The sequence below is a fragment of the Rhizobium arsenicireducens genome (assembly GCF_964021225.1).
Window position 1 is genome coordinate 3,201,371 of the sequence record NZ_CAXHYK020000001.1, and the last position, 15,699, is coordinate 3,217,069.

A 15,699-nucleotide genomic window follows, 5' to 3' on the forward strand; every position below is an offset into this window, starting at 1 on the left:
TGTTCGACCCCATGGACATGACGTCGAAAGAGCAGACATGAAATTCCAGCTGAAGAATGTCACCCGCAAGTTTGGCCAGCATCTCGCCGTCGATGGCGTGAATGTCGAGATCGACCGGGGCGAGATGGTTGGCGTCATCGGCCGCTCCGGCGCGGGCAAGTCTACCCTGCTTCGGATGATCAACCGGCTTGTCGATCCCACATCCGGCTCGATCCATTTCGGCGACGTCGAGGTCTCCGCCCTCAAGGGTGCGGGCCTGCGCAACTGGCAGCGCGACTGCGCGATGATCTTCCAGCAGTTCAATCTGGTTCCCCGCCTCGACGTCCTGACCAATGTGCTGCTCGGCCGCCTCAACCATCGCCCGACAGCGCTCAGCATTCTCAACATCTTCTCGCGCGAGGAGCGGATCATGGCGATCGCCGCGCTCGAGCGCCTGGGCATCGAGCAGACGGCGCTTCAGCCGGCCGGCACGCTGTCCGGCGGCCAGCAGCAACGCGTGGCCATCGCCCGCGCCCTGATGCAGGGGCCGAAGGTCGTGCTGGCCGACGAGCCGATCGCCTCGCTCGATCCGCTCAACGCCAAGATCGTCATGGATGCCCTGCGCGACATCAACGAGCGCGAGGGTATCACCGTCGTCACCAACCTGCACACGCTCGACACGGCGCGCAACTACTGCTCGCGCATCATCGGCATGGCACAAGGCCGCGTCGTGTTCGACGGCACGCCGGACCAGCTGACTGCCGATACGGTTCAGGAAATTTACGGCGCCGACAGCCATGGCGCCGGCATCGACGAGAGCATGACCTCGACGAGCATCCGCATCCCGAGCGCCGCAGCCGGCGCCCCCGCATCCCCCGGCTTCAGGACCCTGGCCGTCGCCGAGGCCTGAAATCACATCGATCGACCGCCCGCGTGAAGGGCACTTCATTGATCAGAAAGTTCCGGCCCGGCCGGACAACAGGAGAGAAACTCATGCTGAAGAAGACCCTTCTTGCCGCCGTGGCGCTCGTGGCGCTCGCCGGCGTTGCCGCTGCCGAAGACCTCAAGGAATTCCGCATCGGCATTCTTGGCGGCGAAAACGAAGCCGACCGCCTGCGCAACTTCCAGTGCATGACCGAAAAGCTGCCGGCGGTTCTCGGCGTCGAAAAGGTCTCGCTGTTCCCGGCCGCCGACTATGACGGCGTCGTCCAGGGCCTGCTCGGCGGCACGCTCGACTATGCCGAACTCGGCGCCTCGGCCTATGCCAAGGTCTATCTCGCCAAGGCCGATGCCGTCGAGCCGATCCTGACTACGGTTCAGACCGACGGTTCGACCGGCTACTACTCGATCATGGTCGCCCGCAAGGACTCGGGCGTGACCAAGCTCGAAGACATGAAGGGCAAGAAGCTCGGCTTCGCCGATCCGGATTCCACCTCCGGCTACCTCGTACCGCTCGTCACCCTTCCGGAAGCCATCGGCGGCCCGGTCAAGGAATTCTTCGGCGAGACCGGCTTCGGCGGCGGCCATGAGAACCTCGTCCTCGAAGTGCTCAAGGGCACCTTCGTCGCTGGCACGACCTGGGGCTCGGGCGTCGGCGAGTTCAAGGACGGCTACACCTCTGGCAACCTGGCGAAGATGGTCGACAAGGGCATCCTGAACATGGACGACCTGGTTGAGCTCTGGAAGTCCCCGCTGATCCCGAACGGCCCGATCGTCGTGCGCTCGTCGATGAACGATGACATGAAGACGAAGTTCAAGACCTTCATGATGGAGCTGCCGAAGTCCGACCCGGCCTGCTTCTCGGCCATCCAGGGCGGTGACTTCACTGGCTACACTGAAGTCAACGTCGACTTCTACAAGCCGATCATCGACGCCCGCAAGGCCACCATCGGCGGCTGATCATCCACGAAAAGAAGCGCCGGACGATCTTCGTCCGGCGTTTTCTTGGGGTAATCCGGCTCGCCTGCGCTGCGGCAAGAGGAATGACATGACGCTTTCGACAACGCCTTCGCTGGGCGAGAATGGGTCGCTCGTCGAGCGGCACTGGCAAGAGCTCGCAGCAAAGCGGCGCCTCTATTCCCTGTTCGGTATCGGCCTTCTTCTTCTCGTCGTCAGCGGCTCGCTCTGGTTCGCCAACGAGACCAATTCCGGCAAATTCTTCGACCGTATCCCGCACTTCTTTGATTTCGTCGAGGATCTCGTTCCGCGGGACGGCATGGAGGTTTTCCGTGCACTTTTCGACCTGCCCTCGCCCTATGACGACGGCAGCATGAAATACAACTATCCGGAGGGCCGTCTCTATTTTACCGAGACGCTCTACATTCCCGAATACATTCACAAGATGGTAGAGACCGTCAATATCGCCATCCTGTCGACGCTGATCGGCTTGCTCATCGGCTTTTGCCTGTCCTTTCTAGCCGCCCGCAACATGATGACGAACCCCTGGGCCCGCGGTGCTGCCCGGCGCACCATGGAACTGCTTCGCGCCTTTCCCGAGGTCGTCATCGCCGGCTTCTTCCTCGCTGTCTTTTCGCTCGGCCCTATCCCGGCGATCATCGCCGTGTCGATCCACACGATCGGCGCACTCGGCAAGATGTTCTTCGAGGTCATCGAGAATGCCGACATGAAACCGGACGAGGGCCTGAAGGCGGTCGGCGCCAATTGGTTCGAGCGGGTCTGGTTCGGCATGGTGCCGCAGGTCATGCCGAACTTCATGAGCTATTTCCTGTTGCGGCTCGAAATCAACGTGCGCGCCTCGACTATCATCGGTGCGGTCGGCGGCGGCGGCATCGGCGAACTTCTGCGGCTTTCGATCGGCCAGGGCCATGAGGCGAAGACCCTGGCGATCGTGCTGCTGCTTTTCTGCACCATTATTACCGTCGATCAGTTTTCCGCCTGGCTGCGCCGCAAGCTTGTCGGCGAGCAGGCCTTCCAGACCATCCAGTGAGGACCACGTCCATGCAAACCATGAACATGTACGAACTGGAGGTAATCGCCGCTCGCCATCCCAGCATCCTGCAGCGATCCGTCTGGCAGCGATTCAAGATTGGCTTCATCGCCGGCGGTATACTTCTCTATTTCGTCTTCGCCTGGTGGTTCTTCTCGATCGGCAAGGTTGTCTCCAATGCCAACTGGTCGATTGCCGGTTCCTATCTTGCCGACTGGGTGTCCTACGAGGTACGGCCGGACATTTTGATTGCCGCAGACGGCGCCATGGAGATCACCTATCCGCGCTTCGACCCGCTTGGCCCGAATGCCAATCCGGTTTGGCTAAATGCGACCCGGGAGACTGTGACCCGCACCGCCGCAGTGCCGGCAGCACCGAGCGCCGGCGCCACGACGCCAGCGGCAAGGTCCTCGAGTTTCAGCTTTATGGCGCCAGCGGCGACGACGGCGAAGGTCGACGAGAACGCGCAGGCAGCGATCGCTCCGCAAGCCCGGCAGGAAGAAATCGTCACGCAGGCACTCGTCGAGATGGGCCGCGGGCGCACGGTCGAAATCATGCCCGACCGCGTCGTCCTGGCGCGCGATGGCGAGACGATCATGCTGGATCTCGACGGAACCCGCGACACCGTCGATGCCACGGCAGCGCTCCCCGATTGGGCCGAACAGCGCAAGCCCGGCGCCAAGGTCGTCGCCAGTTTCGGTCTCTCTGGCTGGGTCGAGGTTCAGGCGGACAAGGTCAAGATCCGCAAGCGCTTCTTCGGCTGGGAAAACTTCTTCTTCGACACGAACTCGGCCTTCTTCGACAAAAGCTTTGCCGAAGTTGCCGGCCTGGTCTTTGCCGGCGAGCGGCTTGATCCGGCACGCAGCAATCTGTCGCTGGCCTGGAACGATATTCTCTACAATCCCTCCTGGCAGCATCTCGACGTGTGGACGAAGCTCCTGCAGACGATCGTCATGGCGTTCATCGGCACACTGTTCGCGATGATCGTCGCCTTCCCCCTATCCTTTCTTGCGGCACGCAACATCTTCCGCAACCGGCTGGCCAACCAGATCATCAAGCGATTCTTCGACTTCCAACGCTCGGTCGACATGCTGATCTGGGCGCTGTTTTTTACCCGCGCCTTCGGTCCCGGGCCGCTCGCCGGCATGTCGGCGATCTTCTTCACCGACACCGGCACGCTCGGAAAACTCTATGCCGAGGCGCTGGAGAACATCGACGACAAGCAGCGCGAGGGCGTCAAGTCCGTCGGCGCCGCACCGCTCGCGGTGCAGCGCTTCGGCGTGCTGCCGCAGGTCCTGCCGCTCTTTGCATCGCAGGCGCTCTACTTCTGGGAATCCAACACCCGCTCGGCCACGATCATCGGCGCGGTCGGGGCCGGCGGGATCGGCCTAAAGCTCTGGGAAGCGATGCGGACCAATTCCGATTGGGAAAATGTCGCCTATATGGTGGTGCTGATCCTGATCGTGGTCTTCGTGTTCGACGGCATTTCCAATGCGTTGCGCTCGCGATTGATGGGGACAAGGCACTGATTCTTGAACCAATCTGCTCGCCGTATCATCAATCTGTCATGCGGCTCGGCTAGCGACACCGACTTGTAATCTGCCCCGCTGAGCCGTCATTGTGGCCGCGACCTGTCAAACGAGGATTTCCGCATTGCGCTATGCGCTCTATTTCACCCCGCCCGCCGATGATCCGCTGACCCGGACGGCGGCCGCCTGGCTCGGCCGGGACGCCTTTTCTGGCGAAGACATTGCCGCAAGAGCGGCGGATGCGTTTCCGGCACGGACCATGGCCGCCCTCACCGCCGAACCGCGGCGCTACGGATTTCACGCCACGCTCAAGGCGCCGTTCGGACTGGCTCCGAACCGGAACGAAGCGGAATTGATCGCGCAGTTCGGAGTGTTCTGCGCCGCGCAGCCGGCCTTCGACATCCCTTCGCTCGTGGTCGGGCAACTCGGCCCGTTTTTCGCGCTGATCCCCGCCAAGACGCACCCGCCGCTGCAGGACTTCGCGGCCGCCGTCGTGGAGGCCTTCGAGCCGTTTCGCGCGCCACTCAGCGATGCCGATATCGCCCGGCGCAAGCCGGAACGCCTGAGCGAGACGCAGCGCGCCAACCTGCTGCGCTGGGGTTATCCCTATGTCATGGAAGATTTCCGCTTTCATATGACGCTGAGCGGCCCGGTGGACCCCTCGCAGGCGGATGCCGTGCGCCAGTTCGCCACCGCGCGCTTCGCCCCCTTCACCGACAAACCGCTCCGCATTTCCGGCCTCGCGCTCTTCATCGAGCCGGAACGGGGTGCGCCCTTCACAGTCCACACCTGGCTGCCGCTTACCGGCGCCTGAACCATCGAAAGTCGATCGCATGTCCGCCGAAACCATTCTTGCCAATGCCCGCATCGTTCTCGACGACCAGGTCATCGAAGGCTCCGTCCAGATCCGCGACGGCCGCATCGCCGACATTTCGGAGGGCCCTATGCGCACCGGCGAGGATTTCGGCGGCGACTTTCTGATTGCAGGGCTCGTCGAACTGCATACCGACCATCTCGAATCTCACTATTCACCGCGCCCGGGCGTGCGGTGGAACAAAACCTCGGCGATCCAGGCGCATGACGCCCAGGTGGCAACCGCCGGCATTACCACCGTGTTCGACTGCCTGCGCATGGGGTCGGATGAGGATGGCGGTTTCGCCCAAGGCGAGATGCGCGAGATGGCCGATGCCATCCAGGCGGCCGAGCGCGAGGACCGGCTGAGGGCAGAGCACCTGATCCACCTGCGCTGCGAGGTCTCCGCTGCCGACGTGCTCGACCATTTTTCCGATTTCGAGGCCGATCCCTATGTGCGGCTGGTCTCGCTGATGGACCATGCGCCGGGGCAACGGCAGTTCCAGACGATGGAGCAGTACACGCTCTACTACAAGACCAAGCGCGGCCTGTCGGAAGAGGCGTTTGCCCATTTCGTCGCCCGCCGGCAGGAATCCTCGGCGAAATACGCCGCTCCTCACCGCGACGCGCTCGCTAAAGTCTGCGCGGCGCGCGGCATCACGGTCGCCAGCCATGACGATGCGACGCTCGACCATGTCGAGGAAGCCAAGGGCTATGGGGTGCGGCTCGCAGAATTCCCGACCAGCCTCGAAGCCGCCGATGCCTCGCACCAGGCCGGCATGAGCGTGTTGATGGGTGCGCCGAACGTAGTGCGCGGCAAATCGCATTCCGGCAACATCGCGGCCCGCGACCTGGCGGGGCGTGGTGTGCTGGACGTGCTGTCATCGGATTACGTGCCGCTCAGCCTGCTGCATGCGCCCTTCGTACTTGCGGACGATTTCGATGAGATCAGTCTTCCGCAGGCGCTCGCCATGGTCACCTCCACGCCAGCGCGCACCGTCGGTCTGAACGACCGCGGCCAGATCGCGCCAGGCCTGCGCGCCGACCTCGTTCGCGTGCGGCGCGACAACGGCGTGCCAGTGGTGCGGGCGGTCTGGCGTGAAGGCCGCAGGGTCGCCTGATGGACAATCAGCCCGGCAGATTGCAAACGAAGGGTGTGGCGGGCACGATGGTGGCTGTCGTCGGGCCGAGCGGAGCCGGCAAGGACAGCCTCATACACTTGGCGATGCAACATTTCGCCGGCCGGCCGGACGTGCATTTCGTTCAGCGGGTGATCACCCGGCCCGCCGATTCCGGCGGCGAACAACATCGCGGGGCTTCGCCGGCCGAGTTCGAGGCGATGCGCCGGGAAGGCAGCTTCGCCGTGGATTGGGATGCCCATGGCTTGAGCTACGGCATTCCGGCGTCGGTGCATGAGAAACTGGCGCTCGGCCATATGGTAATCGCCAACGGTTCGCGCTCGGCGCTGAAGCACTGGGCAAGGGCGTTTCCGTCCCTTCTGGTCATCAATGTCACGGCTTCGCCGGAAGTGCTCGCGGAGCGGCTGGTTGCGCGCGGCCGCGAAAGCCGGGAAGAAATCCTCGAGCGGCTGAAGCGAGGCTCCCTCACAGTCGAGGGCGACTACGACGTCGTCACCATCGACAATAGCGGAGCCCTCGCCGAGGCGGGGACGAAGCTGATTTCGACGCTCGAGGCGGTGTTGGCGGGCCGCGCCAGGAACTGATCCGGAGTCAGTCCCGATCGCCAAGCCGTTCGACAGAACCGAGTAGCGACGCGGCATGCAACAGGGCTGCGGCGGTCGCCTCGATCATCTGGGGAAGGATCAGCCATTCCAGTGTCCAGGCGCTGCCGGAGCGTTCCTGTTCATGCACCAGCGCCTGATGAATGCCGGAGAGTTGCGTGGCATTGTAGCGGGCAAGGGTTAGCAGCACTTCGGCAAGGATGGGATTGCGCTTGTGCGGCATGGCCGAGGAACCGCCGGTGCCGGCGATCTCAATTTGGTCGATGCCGTTCTGCGCCATCAACGCGATGTCGAGGCCGACCTTGCCAAGCGCGCCCGTGACCCGCGAAAGGAAGGAAGCGAGATCGGCGATGCGGTCTCGATCGGTATGGGGCACGTATGTCGGCACCGACAGACCCAGTTCCTCCGCCATGGCGGCTCGTACCGGATCGATCTTGTCACCGAATTTTTCCGCCGTGCCGGCCGCTCCGGCGAGCGACAGGATCAACAGCCGGTCGGCCACGGCAGGGAGCGCCGCTGCCAGCTGCGCCAACGCCTTACGCCAGACCAAGAGCCGGTCGCCGACATCAATGAGGATCGCGGCCTGCATGCGGGACCGGGCCATCAGCGGCCGGTCTCCGAACCTGTCGATCAGGTCGGCGAGAATACTGTCGACAGCCTCGAACCGCTGCTCGAGCAGCGTGAAGACGGGCTTGAGTTTGAGGGCCAGCGCCGTATCGATGACGTCCTGCGTGGTTGCCCCGAAGTGCAGGGTCGATGCGGCTTCACCGCCGATCGCCTCGCGCATCTGTGTGACAAGGTCCGGGACCGGGACGCCGTCCCTTAGCGTCGCCTGGGTCAGGCGCGCCATGTCGGGCCGGAAGTGCTCCAGCCTGTCCGCGATCGCGGCCGCAGGCGCGGCGCCCACCAGTCCGCTGGCGGCTTCGGCGCGCGCAAGCGCCACCTCGAAGCGGAGCATGGCGGCAAGATCCGCCGCCTCCCCCAGCATTGCCGATACTTCGGCATCGCCGAGCAGGCGGTTATGATAAGGCAACATCGTCAACGCCATAAGTCAAACGCACTCCAATACGAAGGCCTAACCCTCACCAAAACCGTTGCCGATCGTCAACAATTATCAACGATCAAGGCACGCAACCGCTAAAAGACGGCGCGCCCCTCCCAATGCTGGGAGAGGCTCGCCGCCCGCGCTGGAGCCTAGGGTCAGATGTCGAAGAACACCGTCTCGTTCTCACCCTGAAGGTGGATGTCGAAAGTGTAGGTGTCACCTTCGCGATTAGCGATCAGGGTCGGCACACGTACCTTGTGCTCGATACGGGCGAGTATCGGATCTGCCGCGTTCGCCTCGACCTCGTCGGAGAAGTACATGCGGGTGTGCAGACCGATATTGATGCCGCGTGCCACGATCCACATCGTGATATGCGGCGCCATCAGCCGACCGTCGCTAAACGGCACGCGGCCGGGCTTGATCGTCTCGAAGACGAATTCGCCGGTATCCATGTGGGCCGCGCATCGGCCCCAGCCGAGGAATTCCGGGTCGGCTTTGCCGCGCGTTTCCGACGGGCTGTTGTACAGACCATCGGCATCAGCCTGCCAGATCTCGACCATTGCGTCCTTCAGTGGCGTGCCCGAGCCGTCGATGACGTGACCGCGAATGGTGATGCGCTCACCCCTCGTCTTGTCATTGTGGAGCGGGCCGGAGCCGAGATCCTTCTCGTATACGCCCTCGATGCCGGTGAAACTGGGGGTACAGCCGATATGTACGTAGGGACCTGCGGTCTGGGAGGGCAATTCCTTGAGGTAGCCTAGCGATTGCACCATGTCAGTTGCCCTCCTTGCGATTTTCGAACAGCGTCGAGCGACGGCCACGCAGCACGATGTCGAACTTGTAGGCGCGCATGTCGTGCGGCATGGTGGCGTTCATGTCGAGCGGTGCGATCAGCCGCTCGATCGCCTCCTTGTCCGGGATCGTCTTGACGATCGGGCAGATCCAGATCAGCGGATCGCCTTCGAAATACATCTGGGTGATCAGCCGCTGGGCAAAGCCGTGGCCGAAGATCGAGAAGTGGATATGCGCCGGGCGCCAGTCGTTGACGCCGTTCGGCCAGGGATAGGGGCCGGGCTTGATCGTCTTGAACCAGTAATAACCGTCCTCGTCGGCGATGGTGCGGCCCACGCCGCCGAAATTCGGATCGAGCGGCGCGAGATAGGTATCCTTCTTGTGCCGGTAGCGGCCACCGGCATTGGCCTGCCAGAACTCAACCAGTGCGCCTGCAACGCCCTTGCCCCGTTCATCGACGACGCGGCCATGGACGAGGATGCGCTGACCGATCGGGCTCTCGCCTGGCTTGGCGTAGTTGACGATCAGATCGTTGTCGAACTCGTTCAGGATGCTGTGGCCAAACACCGGACCGGTGATCTCACTCTTTGTACCTTCGAGCGAGATCAGCGCACGCTGCGGCGAGCGTAGCACGCTTGTCTTGTACCAAGGCGTATAAGCTGGCGGGTGCATCTCGCGGTCGCGGGGGAAAAATGCCCCCGTTTCTGGCATGACGTTCTTCATCTTGCTTCCTCCTCCGTCTTATTTTCGGCTTCCATGTCCTGAAGCGCTGTCCTGGCGATCTTGATCGCATGATTGGCCGCCGGCACACCGGCATAGATGGCAACATGCAGCAGTGCTTCCATGATATCCTCCGGCGTCGCGCCGGTGTTTTTCGTCGCCCGCACGTGCATGGCCACCTCGTCGTGGTGGCCAAGGGCGGCGAGCAGCGCAATGGTCACCATCGAGCGCTCGCGCTTGGTCCAGTTCGGTCGCGACCAGACATGGCCCCAGGCAGCCTCCGTGATCAGGTCCTGGAACGGCTCGTCGAAGGCGGTCTTCGACTTTTGTGCCTGGTCCACATAGCTGTCGCCGAGCACGCTGCGGCGGGTCGCCATACCCTGATGGTAGCGGGGAGACTTTTCCGGGGCTTCGCTCATGTCAGTCCTTCATGCCTTCTTGAGAAACGATTGCAGCAGTTCGGCCAGTTCCTCCGGCTGCTCGACGCAGGGAATATGACCGCAGCTCTCGATGATCTCGAACCGGGCGTTCGGGATTGCGCCAGCCATCGCCTCGACCAGTTCCGGCGGGGTGGAGCCATCCTGATCGCCCACAAGGCAGAGAACGGGGACGGAAATCGTTGGGAGCGCATCGGTGAAATCGGTGTCGCGGATCGCCGCACAGGTGGCGGAATAGCCGTCCGCAGGCTGGCGGGTCATCATCAGCCGGTAGCCGACGAGATCGTCAGCGCGCTCCCGATGGAAGTCCGGAGTGAACCAGCGCTCCATCACATTGTCGCCTATGCTCTCGAGACCATCCTTGGCGATGGCATCGATGCGCGCGTTCCAGACGTCGGCCGAGCCAATCTTGGCCGCGGTGTCGCACAGCACCAGTCTCTTCACCAGATCCGGCCGTTTCTGCCAAACGCCCTGGCATACGAGTCCGCCCACCGACAGGCCGCAGAACACCGCGCGCTTGATTCCGACATGCTCGACCAGGGCAATCAGGTCATCGACCAGGTCGCCCATGCCGAAAGGCTTGTCGGCGCCGCCGGTCAGGCCATGGCCGCGGCTGTCGTAGAGCAGCACGGATATATCTTCGCTGATTTCGTCGAACAGCGGCAGCCAGATGCGGAAATCGGTGCCGAGCGAGTTCGAGAAGACGACGAGATTCTTAGCGTCGGGCTCGCCGAGAAGTTCGTAGTGAACTGTGATGCCGTTGATGGTGGCGAAGGCCATGGGATTCTCCTCACTGGATGGAAGGTTATTCGATGCATTTCGGTGGGTAAAATGATATTTCCTCCCCTATCCATAATCAAACTGGTATGAATCATGGATCAGAGGATCAAGTTCAGACACCTTCAGACTTTCCTTGAGGTCGCACGCCAGAGGAGCGTGGGCAAGGCCGCAGATGCACTGGCGATCACCCAGCCGGCGGTGACCCGGACGATGCGGGAACTCGAGGACATCCTTGGCGTCTCCCTGCTGGAGAAGGACGGCCGGGGCATCCGCGTCTCGCATTTCGGCGAAATATTCCTCAAGCATGCCGGAGAAAGCCTCGCCGCCGTGCAGCGCGGAATGGACTCGCTTGCCCAGGCGCTCAAATCGGAAGGTCCGCCCATCCGAATTGGAACATTGCCGACCGCGTCCGCGACCATCATGCCCGATGCGGTGGCCGATTTCCTGGCGATCGGAACGGGCAGCCAGGTCACCATCGTCTCGGGAGAAAACCGCGTCCTGCTCAATTCCCTCAGACTGGGTGAATTGGATCTGGTGGTCGGGCGGCTGGCGGCACCGGAGTACATGACCGGCCTTACCTTCGAACCTCTCTACAGCGAGGAGGTGGCGATCATCGTTTCACCCAACCACCCGCTGCTCGCCCGACGCAACTTCACGCTCGGGGCGCTGGCGAACTTCACCGTGCTGATGCCGACGAGGAAGCTCGGTCATCCGGCCCTTCGTCGACCGGCTGCTGCTGACCAACGGCATTCCGGACCTGCCGAACACGGTAGAGACCGTGTCTGATTCCTTCGGCCGCGCCTTCGTCACGCGTCATAATGCCATATGGTTCATTTCGCGCGGGGTGGTGGCCGACGAGTTGCAGAGCGGCCGGCTCGCGGAACTTGAGATCGACATGGGCGAGACGCGGGGTGCGGTCGGACTGACGACCCCGGCGGCCGTAGAGCCAAGTGCTGCGCTTGCCCTAATGAAACAGACGATCCGCAACCATGTGGCGGCGCGGACCGCGCTGATCTGACCCGTCAGTGCGCCTCGTCCCAGTTATGGGCGGCACGGGCATCCACCTTGAGCGGCACGCGCATGGAAACGGCCGGCATGGCGGCATGCTCCATGGTCTCAACGATGATCCGCATGGCGGCCTCGACCGCCTCGTCCTCGACCTCGAAGATCAGTTCGTCGTGAACCTGCAGGAGCATGCGCGCCCGCTCCTTGAGACCGGCCGTCTCGAGCGCCGGTTCGACCTTGATCATGGCGCGGCGGATGATGTCGGCGGCCGAACCCTGGATCGGGGCGTTGATCGCGGCCCGCTCGTTGAAGGCGCGCATCGAGGGGTTGGACGACTTGATTTCCGGATAGTGGGCGCGGCGGCCGAAGATGGTTTCGACATAGCCGTTTTCGCGCGCAGACGCCTTGGTGCTCTCCATGTAGTCCTTGATACCGGGGAACCGCTCGAAATATTTCTTGATATATTCACCGGCTTCCGTCCGTTCGATGCCGAGCTGGTTGGCCAGCCCGAAGGCGGAAATGCCGTAGATGATGCCAAAGTTGATCGCCTTGGCGCGGCGGCGCACTTCCGAAGGCATGCCCTCGACCGGCACGCCGAACATTTCAGACGCCGTCATCGCATGAATGTCGATGCCGTCGGCAAAGGCCTGGCGCAATTGCGGGATCTCGGCGACATGGGCCAGCACCCTGAGTTCGATCTGGCTGTAGTCGGCCGACAGCAACTTGTGGCCTGGGGTCGCGACGAAGGCCGTGCGGATCTTGCGGCCTTCGGCCGTGCGCACAGGGATATTCTGCAGGTTCGGTTCGGAGGACGACAGGCGGCCGGTCGTGGTTGAAGCGAGCGAATAGCAGGTGTGAACCCGTTTGGTCTGGGGGTGGACGAAACTCGGAAGGGCATCGGTATAGGTCGACTTCAGCTTGGTCAGCTGGCGCCAGTCGACGATCTTGCGCGGCAGCGGCGCGCCTTCAGCCGCAAGATCCTCCAGCACCTGGGCCGAGGTCGACCACTGGCCGGTCTTGGTCTTCGAGCCGCCTGGCAGGCCCATGCGGCCGAACAGGATGTCTCCGAGCTGCTTGGGCGAACCGATGTTGAAGCGTTCGCCGGCGAGTTCATAGATCTCGTCCTCGAAGGCGGCGGCCTTCTGGCCGAGTTCGCCGGAGAGGCGCGACAGGATCTGGCGGTCGATCGAGATGCCGCGCTCTTCCATGTCGGCGAGCACGGGCACCAAGGGGCGCTCCAGTCGCTCGTAGATGCGGGTCAGCTTGTCGGCGGCGAGCCGGGGTTTCAGCACCATCCACAAGCGCAGCGTCACATCGGCATCTTCCGCGGCATAGGCGGTCGCCTTGTCGATATCGACGTGGTCGAAGGTGACCGATGACTTGCCGGTGCCGGCGACGTCCTTGTAGGCGATCGGCGTATGCCCCAGCCAACGCTCGGACAGGCCGTCCATCCCGTGATTGCCCTTACCGGCATCCAACACGTAGGACATCAGCATGGTGTCGTCGAAGCCTTTGATGACGATGCCGTGGCGCTTCATCAGCAGGTAGTCGTATTTGAGGTTCTGCGCGACCTTGAGGATCGACGGATCTTCCAGCAGGCCTTTGAGCGCCGCAAGCGCCGCCTGCATGGGCATCTGCCCTTCCGCCAGTTTCAGACCGTCGCTGAACAGGTCGTCGCGGCCGGTCTTGTGGCCAAGCGGCACATAGGCGGCGCGAATGTCGGTCGAGCCGGGCTGCTGCCCGTTGTCGGCGATGGCGAGCGAGAAGCCGACCAGTTCGGCCAGCATCGGATCGATGGAGGTCGTCTCGGTATCAAAGGCGACAAGGCCGGTTTCGCGCGCCGCATCGATCCAGGCCTGAAGCGTGTCGAGGTCGCGGATCGTCTGGTACCCGGCCGTGTCGATCTTTTGGCCGTGGAACGCAGCGGCGCGCACGGCGGCGAGATCCGCCGGCGTCGGATCGCCGGTCGGCGCCGCGGCCGACGGCAGCGTCTTGCCGACCGCGACCAAGACAGATGCTGAAGGGGCGGCCGTGTCTTTTGCAGGCGCTGCAGCATCGAGATCCGGCCCGTGTGCGGCGGGCCCCCACTCGACCGTGACCGGAGCCGGGTCGATGGCGGCGGCATCACAACCGCAAGCGTCGGCGACGCGGCGCGTCAGCGTGGTGAATTCCATCGTCTTGAGGAAGCCGATCAGCTTCGGCCCATCCTGCTTCTCCAGCACCAGGGCATCAAGCGGCATGTCGACCGGCACGTCGGTCTTCAGCGTCACCAGCTGGCGCGACAGGCGGACGAGTTCCGCATTGGCCACGATGTTCTCGCGGCGCTTGACCTGCTTGATCTCGCTGGCGCGGGCGAGCAGCGTATCGAGATCACCGAACTCTCCCAGCAGCTGCGCGGCCGTCTTCGGGCCGATACCCGGAACGCCCGGCACATTGTCGGTCGAATCGCCGGTCAGCGCCTGAAGATCGATCATTTTTTCCGGCGGGACACCCCATTTTTCCACGACGTCGGGAATGCCTATCTGCTTGTCCTTCATGCTGTCATACATGTGGACCATGGGGGTGACGAGCTGCATCAGGTCCTTGTCGGAGGAGATGATGGTGACGTCTGCGCCAATTGCCTCGGCCTGGCGCGCATAGGTCGCGATCAGGTCATCGGCCTCGAAGCCCTCGGATTCGATACAGGGGAGATTGAAGGCTCGGGTCGCCTGACGGATGAGGCCGAATTGCGGGACCAGCTCTTCCGGCGGCGCAGATCGATTGGCCTTGTACTGCGGATAGAGCTCCTTGCGGAAGGTCTTCGACGAATAGTCGAAGATGACGGCGAAATGGGTCGGCGTCACCCCGACATTCGTGTCACGCGCTTCCGTCAGCAACTTCCACAGCATGTTGCAGAAGCCCGAAACGGCGCCGACCGGCAGCCCGTCCGACTTTCGCGTCAGCGGGGGAAGAGCGTGGAAGGCGCGGAAGATGAAACCCGAGCCGTCGACGAGGAAAAGATGATCGCCTTTTTTCATGTCGGCATGGATAGCGCGAGGCGTTCGAGGCGTCCATATAAAGTTCGAGCAAGAGCAAGGACGGCGAACACGGAAACGTTACGAATTTGTAATCCAGCATTCCCTTGAAAAACCATATTTCACGGCACATTTGATAGTCACCGGCGCCTGATCACGCCGCGGTCTGAAAGAGGCTCGTCCCCCGCCGCTTCAGACTGGACAAAGGCCTTATCCCCCCTCTCCGGGCCTTTGTCCCCCGTTTCGAAGCCGCCATGGCATTCCGCCTCCAGCCATGGCGGCTTCTTCGTGTCCGGGCAATGGTACGCCCGCTGCAACCTCCCAAAAAAGACCTGATACGGAATTGGATCGCCTGCGATTTATTCTTGAGAGAAGCCTTGAACCGGCCTATCCATGGCCATGGCTCAAAATCGCTCCGATTCCGCCACTTATCTCGCGGGCCAACTGGCCAAGGGATTTGCCCGCGCCCTGCAGGTGCGTGCGGCGAAACTGGGATTTTCGGCCGGGCAATTGCCCATTCTGATCGAATTGTGGGGCGAAGAGGGACTGACCCAGAAACAGCTTCTTGAACGGGTCGACATCGAACAGGCGACCATGGCGAATACGCTGTCGCGCATGGAGCGGGACGGCCTGATCGAGCGGCGGCCGCATCCCTCAGACCGCCGCGCGCAACTCGTTTTTCTCACCGAGAAGGCGCGTGGACTGAAGGACGAGGCGCTCGCCGCTGCCGACGAGGCGGATCAGGTGCTTTTCTCCGGCTTTCGCCGCTTTGAGAAGGAGTTGATGCTCGAATATATTCGCTGGGCGATCGACAACGCGCGCAAGCTCTAGACGCACCATTCGTGCTCGCGGCTGACG

At 62.9% G+C, this 15,699-nt stretch carries 14 protein-coding genes and 1 pseudogene; 9 read left to right on the plus strand and 6 right to left on the minus strand.

Going from position 1 to position 15,699, the window contains the following annotated elements; genetic code table 11:
* The first annotated feature begins 37 nt into the window (after positions 1-37).
* The 7 genes from phnC to phnN all read left to right on the plus strand — a co-directional run bounded on the left by phnC (position 38) and on the right by phnN (position 7,030).
* A complete protein-coding gene (phnC, locus tag ACWPVA_RS15895) occupies positions 38-889 on the plus strand; it encodes a phosphonate ABC transporter ATP-binding protein (protein ID WP_454288606.1) in 852 nt (283 codons plus the stop codon).
* Between the two features lie 83 nt (positions 890-972).
* Complete coding sequence (gene phnD / locus ACWPVA_RS15900) at positions 973-1,878, plus strand: phosphonate ABC transporter substrate-binding protein (protein ID WP_454288607.1); 906 nt, start codon at positions 973-975, stop codon at positions 1,876-1,878.
* A gap of 88 nt (positions 1,879-1,966) precedes the next feature.
* Positions 1,967-2,926 (plus strand): phosphonate ABC transporter, permease protein PhnE, encoded by a 960-nt coding sequence (phnE, locus tag ACWPVA_RS15905; protein WP_454288608.1) that lies wholly within the window; start codon positions 1,967-1,969, stop codon positions 2,924-2,926.
* An 11-nt stretch (positions 2,927-2,937) separates the two neighbouring features.
* Positions 2,938-4,455, plus strand: a complete 1,518-nt coding sequence (gene phnE, locus ACWPVA_RS15910; protein ID WP_454288609.1) for a phosphonate ABC transporter, permease protein PhnE — start codon at positions 2,938-2,940, stop codon at positions 4,453-4,455.
* A 124-nt stretch (positions 4,456-4,579) separates the two neighbouring features.
* Entirely contained in the window at positions 4,580-5,269 is a 690-nt protein-coding gene (locus ACWPVA_RS15915; protein WP_454288610.1) for a DUF1045 domain-containing protein, read from the plus strand.
* 19 nt (positions 5,270-5,288) lie between these two features.
* Positions 5,289-6,428 carry an alpha-D-ribose 1-methylphosphonate 5-triphosphate diphosphatase gene (locus ACWPVA_RS15920; protein ID WP_454288611.1) on the plus strand — a complete coding sequence of 380 codons (1,140 nt, stop codon included), beginning with the start codon at positions 5,289-5,291 and terminating at the stop codon, positions 6,426-6,428.
* Entirely contained in the window at positions 6,428-7,030 is a 603-nt protein-coding gene (phnN, locus tag ACWPVA_RS15925) for a phosphonate metabolism protein/1,5-bisphosphokinase (PRPP-forming) PhnN (RefSeq protein ID WP_454288612.1), read from the plus strand. Before ACWPVA_RS15920 ends, phnN begins: the two co-directional genes overlap by 1 nt.
* A gap of 7 nt (positions 7,031-7,037) precedes the next feature.
* On the opposite strand, the gene ACWPVA_RS15930 is transcribed toward phnN, so the two are convergent.
* From ACWPVA_RS15930 to pcaD, 5 genes are all read right to left on the minus strand, one after another.
* Positions 7,038-8,084, minus strand: a complete 1,047-nt coding sequence (locus tag ACWPVA_RS15930) for a 3-carboxy-cis,cis-muconate cycloisomerase (RefSeq protein ID WP_454288613.1) — start codon at positions 8,082-8,084, stop codon at positions 7,038-7,040.
* 164 nt (positions 8,085-8,248) lie between these two features.
* Positions 8,249-8,866 (minus strand): protocatechuate 3,4-dioxygenase subunit alpha, encoded by a 618-nt coding sequence (gene pcaG / locus ACWPVA_RS15935; RefSeq protein WP_454288614.1) that lies wholly within the window; start codon positions 8,864-8,866, stop codon positions 8,249-8,251.
* 1 nt (position 8,867) lies between these two features.
* The gene (gene pcaH / locus ACWPVA_RS15940; protein ID WP_454288615.1) at positions 8,868-9,608 is read right to left on the minus strand and encodes a protocatechuate 3,4-dioxygenase subunit beta; all 741 of its coding nucleotides are present in this window, start codon (positions 9,606-9,608) and stop codon (positions 8,868-8,870) included.
* Positions 9,605-10,024: a 4-carboxymuconolactone decarboxylase gene (pcaC, locus tag ACWPVA_RS15945; RefSeq protein WP_454288616.1), complete on the minus strand. Its 420-nt coding sequence runs from the start codon at positions 10,022-10,024 to the stop codon at positions 9,605-9,607. Before pcaC ends, pcaH begins: the two co-directional genes overlap by 4 nt.
* A gap of 9 nt (positions 10,025-10,033) precedes the next feature.
* Entirely contained in the window at positions 10,034-10,822 is a 789-nt protein-coding gene (gene pcaD, locus ACWPVA_RS15950) for a 3-oxoadipate enol-lactonase (RefSeq protein WP_454288617.1), read from the minus strand.
* Positions 10,823-10,912: 90 nt separating this feature from the next.
* On the opposite strand from pcaD, the pseudogene pcaQ reads away from it, so the two are divergent.
* Positions 10,913-11,840 (plus strand): annotated as a pseudogene (gene pcaQ / locus ACWPVA_RS15955) (pca operon transcription factor PcaQ).
* A gap of 4 nt (positions 11,841-11,844) precedes the next feature.
* Here pcaQ and polA read toward each other — a convergent pair.
* A complete protein-coding gene (gene polA, locus ACWPVA_RS15960; protein ID WP_454288618.1) occupies positions 11,845-14,844 on the minus strand; it encodes a DNA polymerase I in 3,000 nt (999 codons plus the stop codon).
* A gap of 396 nt (positions 14,845-15,240) precedes the next feature.
* On the opposite strand from polA, the gene ACWPVA_RS15965 reads away from it, so the two are divergent.
* Positions 15,241-15,672 carry a MarR family winged helix-turn-helix transcriptional regulator gene (locus ACWPVA_RS15965; protein WP_454289613.1) on the plus strand — a complete coding sequence of 144 codons (432 nt, stop codon included), beginning with the start codon at positions 15,241-15,243 and terminating at the stop codon, positions 15,670-15,672.
* The last annotated feature ends 27 nt before the right edge of the window (positions 15,673-15,699 follow it).

Bases quoted from the DNA above. Each gene is read 5' to 3' on its own strand.
- phnE (WP_454288608.1), top strand. From the start codon at position 1,967: ATGACGCTTTCGACAACGCCTTCGCTGGGCGAGAATGGGTCGCTCGTC.
- phnE (WP_454288609.1), top strand. From the start codon at position 2,938: ATGCAAACCATGAACATGTACGAACTGGAGGTAATCGCCGCTCGCCAT.
- pcaC (WP_454288616.1), bottom strand. From the start codon at position 10,024: ATGAGCGAAGCCCCGGAAAAGTCTCCCCGCTACCATCAGGGTATGGCG.
- phnD (WP_454288607.1), top strand. From the start codon at position 973: ATGCTGAAGAAGACCCTTCTTGCCGCCGTGGCGCTCGTGGCGCTCGCC.
- pcaG (WP_454288614.1), bottom strand. From the start codon at position 8,866: ATGGTGCAATCGCTAGGCTACCTCAAGGAATTGCCCTCCCAGACCGCA.
- phnN (WP_454288612.1), top strand. From the start codon at position 6,428: ATGGACAATCAGCCCGGCAGATTGCAAACGAAGGGTGTGGCGGGCACG.
- ACWPVA_RS15965 (WP_454289613.1), top strand. From the start codon at position 15,241: ATGGCTCAAAATCGCTCCGATTCCGCCACTTATCTCGCGGGCCAACTG.
- pcaD (WP_454288617.1), bottom strand. From the start codon at position 10,822: ATGGCCTTCGCCACCATCAACGGCATCACAGTTCACTACGAACTTCTC.
- pcaH (WP_454288615.1), bottom strand. From the start codon at position 9,608: ATGAAGAACGTCATGCCAGAAACGGGGGCATTTTTCCCCCGCGACCGC.
- ACWPVA_RS15930 (WP_454288613.1), bottom strand. From the start codon at position 8,084: ATGTTGCCTTATCATAACCGCCTGCTCGGCGATGCCGAAGTATCGGCA.
- polA (WP_454288618.1), bottom strand. From the start codon at position 14,844: ATGAAAAAAGGCGATCATCTTTTCCTCGTCGACGGCTCGGGTTTCATC.
- phnC (WP_454288606.1), top strand. From the start codon at position 38: ATGAAATTCCAGCTGAAGAATGTCACCCGCAAGTTTGGCCAGCATCTC.
- ACWPVA_RS15920 (WP_454288611.1), top strand. From the start codon at position 5,289: ATGTCCGCCGAAACCATTCTTGCCAATGCCCGCATCGTTCTCGACGAC.